Annotated in this window: 8 protein-coding genes; 2 read left to right on the top strand and 6 right to left on the bottom strand. The window is 70.4% G+C overall.

Annotation, left to right across the window (positions count from 1 at the left end; genetic code table 11):
* Positions 1 to 11 precede the first annotated feature (11 nt).
* On the bottom strand, positions 12 to 1,544 hold the full coding sequence (locus tag AC5Y36_RS22395; RefSeq protein WP_500043162.1) for a PGRS repeat-containing protein: 1,533 nt from the start codon (positions 1,542 to 1,544) through the stop codon (positions 12 to 14).
* Positions 1,545 to 1,774: 230 nt separating this feature from the next.
* Positions 1,775 to 3,169, bottom strand: coding sequence for a glycine--tRNA ligase (locus tag AC5Y36_RS22390; RefSeq protein ID WP_500043161.1), 1,395 nt, complete (start codon positions 3,167 to 3,169; stop codon positions 1,775 to 1,777).
* Positions 3,170 to 3,349: 180 nt separating this feature from the next.
* On the opposite strand from AC5Y36_RS22390, the gene AC5Y36_RS22385 reads away from it, so the two are divergent.
* Together AC5Y36_RS22385 and AC5Y36_RS22380 are read left to right on the top strand one after the other, a co-directional pair.
* Entirely contained in the window at positions 3,350 to 3,718 is a 369-nt protein-coding gene (locus AC5Y36_RS22385) for an ArsR/SmtB family transcription factor (protein ID WP_500043160.1), read from the top strand.
* Entirely contained in the window at positions 3,715 to 4,107 is a 393-nt protein-coding gene (locus tag AC5Y36_RS22380; RefSeq protein ID WP_500043159.1) for a Fur family transcriptional regulator, read from the top strand. Before AC5Y36_RS22385 ends, AC5Y36_RS22380 begins: the two co-directional genes overlap by 4 nt.
* A 5-nt stretch (positions 4,108 to 4,112) precedes the next feature.
* Here the strand turns inward: AC5Y36_RS22380 and AC5Y36_RS22375 are convergent, their stop codons facing one another.
* The 4 genes from AC5Y36_RS22375 to recO all read right to left on the bottom strand — a co-directional run bounded on the left by AC5Y36_RS22375 (position 4,113) and on the right by recO (position 12,802).
* Positions 4,113 to 10,343: a PGRS repeat-containing protein gene (locus AC5Y36_RS22375; RefSeq protein WP_500043165.1), complete on the bottom strand. Its 6,231-nt coding sequence runs from the start codon at positions 10,341 to 10,343 to the stop codon at positions 4,113 to 4,115.
* A 359-nt stretch (positions 10,344 to 10,702) separates the two neighbouring features.
* Positions 10,703 to 11,104, bottom strand: a complete 402-nt coding sequence (locus tag AC5Y36_RS22370) for a hypothetical protein (protein ID WP_500043164.1) — start codon at positions 11,102 to 11,104, stop codon at positions 10,703 to 10,705.
* Positions 11,104 to 12,012, bottom strand: a complete 909-nt coding sequence (locus AC5Y36_RS22365) for a decaprenyl diphosphate synthase (RefSeq protein WP_500043158.1) — start codon at positions 12,010 to 12,012, stop codon at positions 11,104 to 11,106. Before AC5Y36_RS22365 ends, AC5Y36_RS22370 begins: the two co-directional genes overlap by 1 nt.
* Entirely contained in the window at positions 11,981 to 12,802 is an 822-nt protein-coding gene (recO, locus tag AC5Y36_RS22360) for a DNA repair protein RecO (protein ID WP_500043157.1), read from the bottom strand. Before recO ends, AC5Y36_RS22365 begins: the two co-directional genes overlap by 32 nt.
* Between the last annotated feature and the right edge of the window lie 45 nt (positions 12,803 to 12,847).

Genomic DNA, 12,847 nt, shown 5'->3' with positions numbered 1-12,847 from the left:
GCCACTGCGGGTTAGGGAGTGTCGGCCGGTCCGGTCGCACCCTGCTGGCCGGCTGCGCCAGCCTCGCCTGGCGTCCCATTCGTAGGCGTGCTGCCGTTTCCGGTCGCGGTCGCGGTGCCGCCGGCACCACCCTGGCCGCCCGGACCGCCGGCGCCACCGGCCGCGCCGCCGGTTCCGCCGGTCCCGCCATCGCCGCCGGCTCCACCGTCGCCACCGTTACCGGCCGTCGAGACGCCACCGGAACCGTGGGTCGTGGAGTTGCCACCTGCGCCGCCGTTACCACCGGCGCCACCGGGCGAGCCGGCCACGCCGTCCGCACCGGTCCCGCCGACGGCGCCGACGCCACCGATACCACCGTCGCCGCCCGTGGCCGTGCCCAGGTGGCCGTTGGCGGTAGCGACGCCACCAGCGCCGCCGTCACCACCGGTGCCGGCGATCAGGCCCTGGCCGCCGGTGCCGCCGGTCCCGCCGTCACCACCGTTGGCGATGCCCTCGGCGCCGTTGGAGGTGGCGTCGCCGCCGGCTCCACCGACCCCGCCGATGCCACCGTGCCCGTTCTCGGCAGTACCGCCGGTGCCGCCCGTGCCGCCGTTACCGCCGGTCGAATTACCGCTGAAGCCGTTGGAGGTGCCTTCACCGCCGGCACCGCCGGCACCACCGGCACCGCCGACCCCGCCGTTGCCGATCGGTGCGAAGGAGTCGCCGCCGACGCCACCAACACCACCGTTGCCGCCGGTCACCGTGCCAGTGGCGCCGTTGGCGGTGGCCGCACCGCCGACCCCACCGGCACCACCAGCGCCGCCGTTACCGAAGATCAGGGTGGCAGCATCGCTGGTGTTGCCACCGTCACCGCCGGCACCACCGTCGGAGCCAACCGCGGTGCCACCGACACCGTTAGCAGTGGCGGCGTACCCGTCGCCGCCGGTACCGCCGACCCCACCATCGCCCATGACCGTGCCGCCGGTACCGCCGTCGCCGCCGGCGCCACCGTCCACCCCGGCCACGGTGGAGTCCCAGCCGTCGCCACCGGCGCCGCCGTTACCGAAGAATCCGGCGTCCCCGCCATTGCCGCCGACGTCACCCTGAACGGTGGAGTCCCAACCGTCGCCGCCATCGCCGAACCACAACCCGCCGGCGCCACCGTCGGGGTTGGCCTCGGTGCCATCGACACCGTTGCAGATCAGGCCGCATGCGCCATCGAGGCTTGCCTCACCGTTCAGCTGGATGTAGGCGGCGTTGATCGCGTCATCGACCTGCTCGCCCATCGGGCTGTTGATCCAGGCCTCCAGGGCGGTGTGCCACGGGTCGTACATCCACTGTTCGACCACGCTGGCCGGGTCGAGGGCGGGGTTGGCGAGCAGCAGTTGATCCCAGAACGGCGAATCGCCGAAAACGCTGTCGACCCCGGTGTCGGCGAGCGGCACGCTGGCCAGGGCGTCGGCGGGCGCCGCGAAGGCGCTGGGGTCGAACAGGTCCAACAGCCAGTCGAACTCGTCGGCCTGCGCAGTGGGCGCGCTGGCCAACGGCGCCATCCCGAACGCCAAAAACGCAGCTACGGAGCTTGCTGCTCCAACCGCGCGGCGACGACGCTGGTTCTTAGCATGTGCGCGTTTCGTATCCATCGTGAGTTGCGACCTCTCTGCATCTTGGCTGAGCCCGAGCTGAAGTGAGATTAAGCGATAACCCGAGACGGCTTAAGCCAATACCCACAGAGCGGAATCGTCAACCCAAAATGCACAACGACTCTCAGAAAATGTCTGATCCCACAACGGAATCAGCATCCTTTGAGACGAACCGCCAGGTAGTCGGTGACGGCGTCGATCGCGACCCGTTCCTGAGTCATCGCGTCGCGCTCACGCACGGTAACCGCATGATCCTCAAGGGTGTCGAAGTCCACCGTGATGCAGAACGGCGTGCCGATCTCGTCCTGACGACGGTAGCGGCGCCCGATCGCGCCGGCGTCGTCGAAATCGATGTTCCAGCACCGACGCAGCTCCGCGGCCAGGTCACGGGCCTTGGGCGAGAGGTCGGCGTTGCGGCTCAGCGGCAGCACCGCGGCCTTGACCGGCGCCAGGCGTGGGTCCAGTCGCAGCACCGTGCGCTTGTCCACTCCACCCTTGGCGTTGGGAGCCTCGTCCTCGTGGTAGGCGTCAATCAGGAAGGCCATGAACGAGCGGGTCAGACCGGCTGCCGGCTCGATCACGTAGGGTACGTACCGGGTCTCGGTGTCCTGATCGTAGTAGGACAGTTCGGCACCGGAATGCTTTGCGTGGGTGGACAAGTCGAAATCGGTGCGGTTGGCGATACCCTCAAGCTCGCCCCACGGATTGTTCTGGAAGCCGAACTTGTACTCGATGTCGACGGTGCGCTCCGAATAATGCGACAGCTTCTCCTTGGCGTGCTCGTAAAGCCGCAGGTTGTCGGCGTTGATGCCCAGCTCGACATACCAGGCCAGCCGGGTGTCGATCCAATACTGGTGCCACTCACGCGCCGTCGACGGTTCGACGAAGAACTCCATCTCCATCTGCTCGAACTCACGGGTGCGGAAGATGAAGTTGCCCGGGGTGATCTCGTTGCGGAAGCTCTTGCCGGTCTGGGCGATGCCGAACGGCGGCTTGCGGCGCGACGTGGTCATCACGTTGGCGAAGTTGACGAAGATGCCCTGCGCGGTCTCGGGGCGCAGATAATGCAGGCCCTCGTCGGTTTCGATCGGGCCCAGATGCGTCTTGAGCATCATGTTGAACTCGCGCGGCTCGGTCCACTGGCCTTTGGTGCCACAGTCCGGGCAGGCGATCTCGGCCATCGGCACGTCATCGGGGTTGCCACCCTTCTTGGCGGCGTAGGCCTCCTGCATGTGGTCCTGACGGTGCCGCTTGTGGCAGTTGAGGCATTCCACCAGCGGGTCGCTGAACACCTCGACGTGGCCGGAGGCCACCCATACATCGCGGGGCAGGATGATCGAGGAGTCCAAGCCGACGACGTCGTCGCGGCCGGTGACGACCGACCGCCACCACTGCCGCTTGATGTTCTCCTTGAACTCCACCCCCAGCGGCCCGTAGTCCCAGGCCGAGCGGGTTCCCCCGTAGATCTCGCCGGATGGGTAGACCAGGCCGCGTCGCTTGGCCAGATTGACGACGGTGTCGATGACGGACGCCACGAGGGGATGCACTCCTGTCTGTGAGGGAAAGCAATCCGAACAGCCTAATGGGTGCCGATCGGCGAATCGCCGAGCATTGAGCGACCGGCCGGGCGCCCGTTGACGTCCCGTCCCGCACATTGAATGCGTAATCATGCATGAAAGGGCTAGGCTTACCGGGAACGGTTGCCGATACCGGTTCAGAGGAGCGCTATGCCGATGACGACGGACCCGGGCCTCGCGGCGGGGCCGGCCGGTCATGAGCACGCCGGCGTGCCATTCCCGGCCACGCCACCACGCGAAATCCTCGACGGTGCCGGAGAATTGCTGCGGGCTCTGGCCGCACCAGTGCGGATTGCCATCGTGCTGCAGCTGCGGGAGTCTCATCGCTGCGTGCACGAGCTGGTCGACGCCTTGGAGGTGCCGCAGCCGCTGGTCAGCCAGCATCTGAAGATCCTGAAGGCGGCCGGTGTGGTCACCGGCGAACGTTCCGGGCGCGAGGTGCTGTATCGGCTTGCCGATCAGCACCTGGCGCACATCGTCGTCGATGCGGTCGCCCATGCCGGCGAGGACGCGCCGTGACCAGTTCCCCCGTGCGTTCCACCCGGCAGCGGGCTGCGATCGCGGCACTGCTGGAGACCGTTGAGGACTTCCGCTCCGCGCAGGAACTGCATGACGAGTTGCGGGCGCGAGGCGAGAACATCGGGCTGACCACCGTGTACCGCACCCTGCAGTCGATGGCCGACGCCGGTCTGCTGGACACGCTGCGCACCGACACCGGGGAATCGGTGTATCGGCGCTGCTCGGAGCATCATCACCACCATCTGGTGTGCCGGGACTGCGGGTCCACTGTCGAGGTGGGTGATCGTGAGGTGGAGACGTGGGCTGCGCAGGTCGCCGCCCAGCACGGTTTCTCCGACGTCAGCCACACCATCGAAATCTTCGGCACCTGCGGCGACTGTCGCGGCTGACGACGTCAGCCTGATGCACCCGCCTGGCCGTCCGCGCCGGTAGCACCGGTGGCGCCGTCGGTGCCGGTCGCCCCGTCGGTGCCGGGGGTGTAGGCGCCGATGACGATCAGGCCGGTGCCGACGCCGGCGCTGCCGCCGGCACCACCATCGCCGCCGTCGCCACCGGTACCACCGGTTCCGGCGTCCCCACCCCCGCCGCCGGTGCCGTCGCTGCCGCTGCCGAGTGCCTGGCCGGCTGCACCGCCACTGCCGCCGTCGCCGCCGGTACCGCCGCCACCGCCGGTCGCACCGGCGCCGCCGTCCCCGCCGTCGCCGCTCGTGTAAGTCCCGAGGATCCCGATGAGCGAGCCGACATTGCCGCCGTCGCCTCCGGCGCCACCGTCCGCCCCGACTGCACCCGTACCGCCGGTGCCACCGGCACCGCCCTGTCCGCCGTCGCCGCCGTCACCTGAGATCGATCCGCCGGCCCCGCCGGCACCACCGGCGCCGCCCTGACCGCCGGTGCCGCCGTCCGCACTCGTGGGTGTGGCTCCGGCATCGCCGCCGTCACCTCCAGTGCCGCCGGTGCTGACGGGTAGGACACCGGCCAGCGTGGTGGTGGCATCGCCGCCGTCGCCGCCGGTCCCGCCGTCCGCACCGGCGCCGCCGGTACCGCCGTCTCCGCCGTTGCCACCGGTATTGGGCGGTGTGACCAGCGTGGCCAATCCGGTGGTATCCCCTCCAGCGCCGCCGTCACCGCCGACCTCGCCAGGGTTGGGAGCGTCGGTTCCCGGACCGCCCCCGGTCGCGGCGGTCGGGGGGCCGAGGCAAAGGCCCCCGATGCCGATCACGCAGTTCTGGTCGGTGCCGCTGGAACCGGTCGCAGCCTGGCCGGCCGGCGCGGGCAAGGTCCCGGTCGTCCCGGTGGCGCCGTTGCCACCGTTGCCGCCATGTCCACCGTTGCCGATGTTGCCGCCGTCGCCGCCCGCGCCGCCCGCGCCGCCGTCGGCTCCCGCGGTGGTGGGGCTGTAGCCATCTCCACCGTCGCCGCCGTTGCCGAGCGGACCGGTCGGGCTTGACCCCGGTGTGCCGATCTGTCCGTCGGTGAGGCCGTGGCCGACGGTCCCGGCCGCGCCGCCCTCGCCTCGGTCACCGCCGTTCCCGCCGTCACCGCCGTCGGGGTTGGCCGCCGTGCCGTCGGCTCCCCGACCGCCGTCGCCGGGTGTGCCGCCGTCGCCACCATCCCCGGCGTTTCCGCCAGCGCCCTGCACGCCGGCGGTACCGGTGGTGGCCGTTCCCGCGGCACCACCGTCGCCGCCGTTGCCGCCGGCACCACCGTCGCCGCCGTCGCCACCGTCCTGACCGGCGCCGGCATTGGTCCCTGCTACGCCCGCCGCACCGTTGAACCCGTTCCCGCCATCGCCTCCAGCGCCGGCGTCGCCGCCACGGCCTCCGTTGCCCCCGTCGGCGCCGGTGCCACCTGCCCCGCCCTGGCCACCGTTGCCGCCAATGCCGCCGTCGAGCGCGTTGACGCTGCTCGCGGTGCCGTCCAGCCCGGTGAAGCCGTCGCCGCCGGTGCCGCCGGCGCCGCCGTCTCCGCCATTGCCCTGGGCGGCGTGGGTCAGACCATCGGCCTCCAGACCGCCAGCGCCGCCATTGCCGCCGCCGCCACCGTTGCCGCCGCGGGTGCCATCAATGTCGGCTGACGTTCCGTCGGTGCCGGCATATCCCGTCCCGCCGACGCCGCCGTTGCCGCCGATTCCGGCGGTGCCATCCGAGCCGTCGGCAGCATGACCGGTACCACTATCGCCACCCGCGCCACCAGCTCCGGCATTACCGCCAGCCCCGCCGTCTTGGCCTACACCGCCATCAATGCTGGCCGTAGTCCCGTCGGTTCCGGCCGCACCATCGGCACCGGCACCACCGTCGCCACCCGAACCGCCGTTTCCGCCGACACCGTGGTCACCCGCCGTGGCACCCGAACCCCCGACACCCCCATCACCACCGGCACCGCCCGAGCCACCATTGCCGCCATCAGCACCCGCGGTCGCACCATCAGCACCGGTGAACCCGTCACCACCTTGACCACCGGCACCACCGTTGCCGCCATCACCCTGAGCAGCATGGGTGATGCCATCGGCCTCCAGACCGCCGGCGCCGCCATTCCCACCCGCACCGCCGTTACCGCCGCGGGTGCCATCGATGCTGGCTGACGTTCCATCGGTGCCGTCGTAGCCTTTGCCGCCCACACCCCCGGCGCCACCAACACCGGCAGTGCCATCCACGCCATCGGCGCCGTGGTTACCACCACCACTGTCGCCACCGGCGCCGCCGGTTCCGGCGTTACCGCCAGCGCCGCCGTCCTGGCCTACGCCGCCATCAACACTGGCCGCGGTGCCATCGGTACCGGCCGCACCATTCGCGCCCTTACCGCCTGAACCACCGTCGCCACCGGCACCACCCGTGCCGTGATCGCCCGCGGTGGCACCAGAACCGCCGACACCCCCATTACCACCCGCACCACCGGAGCCACCGTTGCCCCCATCAGCACCCGCGGTCACCCCATCAACACCGGTAAACCCGACACCACCCTGACCACCGGCACCACCATTACCGCCATCACCCTGGGAGGCGTGGGTCAGGCCGTCGGCTTCCAGGCCGCCTTGGCCACCGTTGCCGCCCGCACCGCCGTTACCGCCGCGGGTGCCATCAATGCTGGCTGATGTTCCGTCGGTGCCATCGAAGCCTTTACCGCCGACACTGCCATTGCCGCCAGCACCGGCAATGCCGTCCGTGCCATCGGCGCCGTGGTTACCACCACCACTGTCGCCACCGGCGCCGCCGGTTCCGGCGTTACCGCCAGCGCCGCCGTCCTGGCCTACGCCGCCATCAACACTGGCCGCGGTGCCATCGGTACCGGCCGCACCATTCGCGCCCTTACCGCCTGAACCACCGTCGCCACCGGCACCACCCGTGCCGTGATCGCCCGCGGTGGCACCAGAACCGCCGACACCCCCATTACCACCCGCACCACCGGAGCCACCGTTGCCCCCATCAGCACCCGCGGTCACCCCATCAACACCGGTAAACCCGACACCACCCTGACCACCGGCACCACCATTACCGCCATCACCCTGGGAGGCGTGGGTCAGGCCGTCGGCTTCCAGGCCGCCTTGGCCACCGTTGCCGCCCGCACCGCCGTTACCGCCGCGGGTGCCATCAATGCTGGCTGATGTTCCGTCGGTGCCATCGAAGCCTTTACCGCCGACACTGCCATTGCCGCCAGCACCGGCAATGCCGTCCGTGCCATCGGCGCCGTGGTTACCACCACCACTGTCGCCACCGGCGCCGCCGGTTCCGGCGTTACCGCCAGCGCCGCCGTCCTGGCCTACGCCGCCATCAACACTGGCCGCGGTGCCATCGGTACCGGCCGCACCATTCGCGCCCTTACCGCCTGAACCACCGTCGCCACCGGCACCACCCGTGCCGTGATCGCCCGCGGTGGCACCCGACCCGCCGACACCCCCATTGCCACCCGCGCCACCGGAACCACCGTTGCCCCCATCAGCACCCGCGGTCACCCCATCAACACCGGTAAACCCGACACCACCCTGACCACCGGCACCACCATTACCGCCAACACCCTGAGCAGCATGGGTCAGACCATCAGCCTCCAAACCACCTTGCCCGCCGTTACCGCCACCGCCGCCATTACCGCCACGAGTGCCATCGATGCTCGCCGCGGTTCCATCAGTCCCGGCATACCCCGCACCGCCGACACCACCGCTGCCGCCGACACCGGCAGTGCCATCCGTGCCATCGGCAGCATGCCCGGTACCGCTATCGCCGCCCGCGCCACCGGCTCCCGCGTTCCCACCGGCTCCGCCATCGCCGCCGTCTGTGCCATCAATGCTGGCCGCAGTCCCGTCGGTTCCCGCCGCACCATCGGCACCGGCACCACCGTCACCACCCGACCCGCCATTGCCGCCGACACCGTGGTCACCCACCGTGGCACCCGAACCCCCGACACCACCATCACCGCCCGCACCACCGGCACCACCATTACCGCCATCAGCGCCCGCGGTCGCACCATCAACACCGGTAAACCCGGCACCACCCTGACCACCGGCACCACCGTTGCCGCCATCACCCTGGGCAGCATGGGTGACACCATCAGCCTCCAGACCGCCTTGGCCACCGTTACCACCGGCACCGCCATTGCCGCCCCGGGTCCCGTCAATGCTGGCCGACGTTCCATCGCTGCCGTCGTAGCCTTTGCCGCCCACACCCCCGGCGCCACCGGCACTGGCAGCGCCGTTGGTTCCGTCGCCGGCTTGCGTGCCGTCACCACCGACGCCACCGGAACCGCCGACACCGGCGTTGCCACCCGAGCCACCGCTGCCGCCGGCTTGCCCATCGACGCTGGCTGCGGTGCCGTCCGCACCCTGACTACCGGCGCCCGCCGATCCCGCGTCGCCGCCGTTGCTACCGGCACCGCCAGCGCCGTCGGCTCCTGCGGTGCCATGCGCGGATGTGCCGCCCGCCCCGCCGGCCCCACCGCTGCCACCGGCCGCACCGTCACCGGCGTTCCCGCCGGCCTGGCCCGCGCCGCTGGCGCCGTCGGCACCGGTGCCCCCCGAGCCTCCCGAAGCGCCTTTGCCGCCGGCGCCACCGGCACCGCCATTGCCCATCACCGAGCCTGCGACACCGCCCAGCCCACCGGCGCCACCGTTACCGCCGGCCATGCCCTCGGCACCGGACTCACCGGCAACCACACCGTCCGCACCGTTGTCGCCGGTCGTGCCGTCGCCCCCGGCAGCACCAGCACCACCGTTGCCGTGGTCACCGCCGGCGCCGCCATTACCGCCCTTGCCGCCGTCCGCCCCCGCGGTCGTCGGGGTGTAGCCAGCGCCACCGTTACCTCCGTTACCCGAAGCGGTCGTCACCGGTTGACCGCCCGCCCCCTGCAGGCCCGCCTGGCCGGGTTGCGCGCCCGGGTCGTTCGGGTAGGCCGGCCCCGCCAAGCCTCCGGCGCCGCCGGCACTCTCGGTACCGGCATCTCCACCGGCGCCACCGTTTCCGCCGTCGACGTGGTTGGCGTCGCCAGCTCCCCCGTTGCCACCGTCGCCACCGATGCCGGCGTTGCCACCCGCCCCACCGTTACCGCCGTTGCCGCCCACGCCCATCTTCGGGATCGCGTCGCCGCCCATGCCGCCATTACCGCCGGCGCCGGCCACCCCCGCGGCACCGCCTGCAGCACCGTTGCCGCCGTTCACCCCGGCCAACGCGGACGCGTCAAAGCCGCGGCCGCCGGCACCACCGTCGCCGGCCGCCCCTCCGTTGCCACCGTCGCCGCCGTTGCTCAGGATTACGCCGGCCTTGCCGCCGTTACCGCCGGTGCCACCGTTGCCGCCAGTGCCACCCGCGGTCGCGTCCGGCGCGCCCAACGTGCCATCAGCCCCGGCAACTCCGGCCCCACCGGCGCCGCCATTGCCGCCGGTTCCACCGTCGCCGAACCACTGACCCGCCGCGCCGCCGGCACCACCATTGCCGCCGTTGCCACCGTTGGTCCCGTCGCCGCCGTCGCCGCCGTTACCGCCCATGCCGATGAACAGCCCGTCGCCACCGGCACCGCCGGCACCGCCGTCGATACCGACCCCGCCGGCTCCGCCGTCGCCGCCGAGACCGCCGTTGCCCAGCCCCAACCCGCCGTCGCCGCCGGCACCACCGTCGGCGCCCAAGCCACCCGAACCGCCGTCACCGCCGTTGCCGAACCAGCCCGCGTCACCACCATCGCCGCCGTCTACGCCGGCATCGGTGCTGTTCCAGCCCGCGCCACCGTCACCAAACCACAGGCCGCCGGCGCCACCGTCGGGATCGGCTGCGGTCCCGTCAGCGCCATCACCGATCAGGAACTGCCCCGCCAGCTGATTGATGAAATCGTTGACCTGCGCACCGAATGGGTCATGAATCCACGCCTCGATGCCGTCGTGCAACGGCTGGTAGACCAACTGGTCCCACAGCCCGGTCAACGTGACGTCGTCGCCGGCCGCCGGCAGCGCCCACGCCGCCTCACTCGCCACCGGATCAAGCCCCCACGCCGACGGATCCAACCCGTTGGTCTCCAACAGGTGAGACCACGCGTCGGTTGTGGTGACGTCATCGACCGGAATGCCGAACAACGGATTGATCAGATCCATGATCCAGTCGAACTCGCCGTCGGCATGCGCAGGCGGCACCGTGACCAGCGGTGTCATCCCGAATGCCAGGAAAGCGCCGATGGCCGTACCGGCACCGACTGCACGGTAGGGGCCCCTGAGGCGGCGCGATTGACGAAGCTTGCGAGCGCGATGCTTGCCGGCCATCCTGGCTCTCCCAACTATGGAGATGAGGCACTCTAAGACGCAGATGAGCGATTCTCAGTTGTTGACGCTAATCATCCTCAGCAAAAAGCGCGAGGAAATTTGATAATCCCTCGCTAAGCAGCCCGCTTATCGCACGACACAAAGCGAAAACCCGCAGCTCAGCACCGCAGATGCGGGGTCTTCGCCAGCCGAAGTCCCTCAGACACCAGACACTTGGCAAACACCCAGGAAACCCGTCGGCACGACGGGATTCAGTTCGTCAGTGACTGCCGGATTTCCGCGCCGATTTCCAGCACCAGCAGCACCAGGGTGCGCAGCGCCTCATCGGCCAGACCCGTGCCGGGGAAGTTGTAGCGCAGCAGCACGTCAGCGTGCCCGCTGGAGTTCTCCGTGGCCTTCTCCACCAGGGTCACCGTCCCGAGCTGGGTCTTGTGCGCATGTTCGGCCAGCTGGTCGCGGACGGCCTGACTCAACGGCAGGTCCCACACCAGCACTTGGGTCAGCGACACCAGGTCCAGGTCGTCGGCGATGTTCACCACCCGCAACGAGGCCAGCGTGCCCAGGTGCTGGACGGTCAGCGCGCCGTCAGACTCCTCGGTGACCGGCATCGCTTCGGCGAGCACGGCGGCCAGACGCTCCTCCAAGGGCGGCATCATGCGCGTCCGAACCGGCGATTGCGCGACGCGTATTCCTCGCACGCCGCCCAGAGGTCCCGACGGTCATAGTCGGGCCACAGTTTCTCTTGGAAGATGAACTCCGCGTAGGCCGCCTGCCACAGCATGAAGTTGGAGGACCGCTGTTCACCGGAGGTCCGGATCAGCAGGTCCACATCGGGGATATCGGTGCGGTGCAGATGCCGGGCGATGGTGGCCTCGTTGACGCGGTCCGGGTTCAGCTTGCCGGCCACGGCTTCGCGTGCGATTTCGGCTGCCGCTTCGGCGATTTCGGCGCGGCCGCCGTAGTTGACGCAGTAGTTGACGGTGATGACGTCATTGTCGAGGGTCATGTTCTCGGCGATCTCGAATTCCTTGATGACGCTGCGCCACATCCGCGGCCGCGAACCCACCCAGCGCATCCGAACGCCCATCTCGTCGAGGTTGACCCGGCGGCGACGCACCACCTCGCGGTTGAAGCCCATCAAGAAGCGCACTTCCTCGGTGCTGCGCTTCCAGTTCTCGGTGGAGAACGCATACACGGTCAGGTGCTTGATGCCGATTTCGATGGCTCCGCAGGTGATGTCGATCAGCACCGCCTCACCCATTTTGTGGCCTTCGGTGCGGTGCAGTCCGCGTTGGGTGGCCCAGCGCCCGTTGCCGTCCATGACGACGGCGACGTGGTTGGGCAGCTGATCGGCGGGAATCTGCGGGGCCGCCGCTTTGGAGGGGTGTTGCGGCGGTCGGCTCGGCCCGCCGCCGGGTACCTGCGGCAGCTCGGGAAACACCACCGGCCACGTCGAAGTGTCCGGGAACATCGGATAGTCGTCGGGAGCCGGTGGCAGCTGGGGGAAGCCGGTGAGCTTCTTCTTGCGCTCAGCCCACGCGCTGCTGACCCGATTCGCCATGAGCCACATCCTGCCTGACCAGCGCCGCGCGCTGCTCAGCAGCCTGCGGGTCGACCCGATAGCCGCGCTCGACCAGCGGCAATGTCCGCAGCTTGCGTTCCAGGTGCCACTGCAGGTGCGCGGCCACCAGACCACTGGCCTGGCTGCGGTGCGCCGCCGACGCAGCCTCCGCAGTCGTCCAGTCGCCGTCGTGCAGCGCCGACATCAGATCCAGCACCCCCAGCGGGGGCGTGGTGGACCCGGACGGGCGGCAGTGGATGCAGACGCTGCCGCCGGCGGCGATGTGAAACGCCCGGTGCGGGCCGGGGGTGCCGCAGCGGGCGCATTCGGTCAACGCCGGCGCCCACCCGGCCACCCCCATCGCCCGCAGCAGGTAGGCGTCCAACACCAGTTCGCGGGGCCGCCGTCCGTCGGCCACCGCGCGCAGCGCGCCCACGGTGAGCCGGTGCAGATCGGGGGCCGGTGCCCGTTCCTCCCCCGCCAGTCGCTCGGCGGTCTCCAGCATCGCGCAGGCGCAGGTATAGCGGCCGTAGTCATTGACGATGTCGGTGGCGAACGCATCCACCGACACGACCTGGGTGACGATGTCCAGGTTGCGGCCGGGGTGCAGTTGCACGTCGATGTGCGCGAACGGCTCCAGCCGGGCTCCGAACTTGCTGCGGGTGCGACGTACCCCCTTGGCCACCGCGCGGACCAACCCGTGGTCGCGGGTCAGCAGGGTGACGATCCGGTCGGCCTCGCCGAGCTTGTGCTGACGGCACACCACCGCCCGGTCTCGATACAGCCGCACCGCAACAGTCTCGCATCGGGTGGCGACATCACCGGGGATGCGCGC

The sequence above is a fragment of the Mycobacterium sp. NGS50 genome (assembly GCF_059812545.1).
Note: the sequence above shows the minus strand (reverse complement) of the source record. Positions and strands in the feature narration are given on the sequence as shown.

Coding starts and splice junctions, on each gene's coding strand:
- AC5Y36_RS22385 (WP_500043160.1), top strand. CDS start 3,350: ATGCCGATGACGACGGACCCGGGCCTCGCGGCGGGGCCGGCCGGTCAT.
- AC5Y36_RS22375 (WP_500043165.1), bottom strand. CDS start 10,343: ATGACACCGCTGGTCACGGTGCCGCCTGCGCATGCCGACGGCGAGTTC.
- AC5Y36_RS22370 (WP_500043164.1), bottom strand. CDS start 11,104: ATGCCGCCCTTGGAGGAGCGTCTGGCCGCCGTGCTCGCCGAAGCGATG.
- AC5Y36_RS22365 (WP_500043158.1), bottom strand. CDS start 12,012: ATGGCGAATCGGGTCAGCAGCGCGTGGGCTGAGCGCAAGAAGAAGCTC.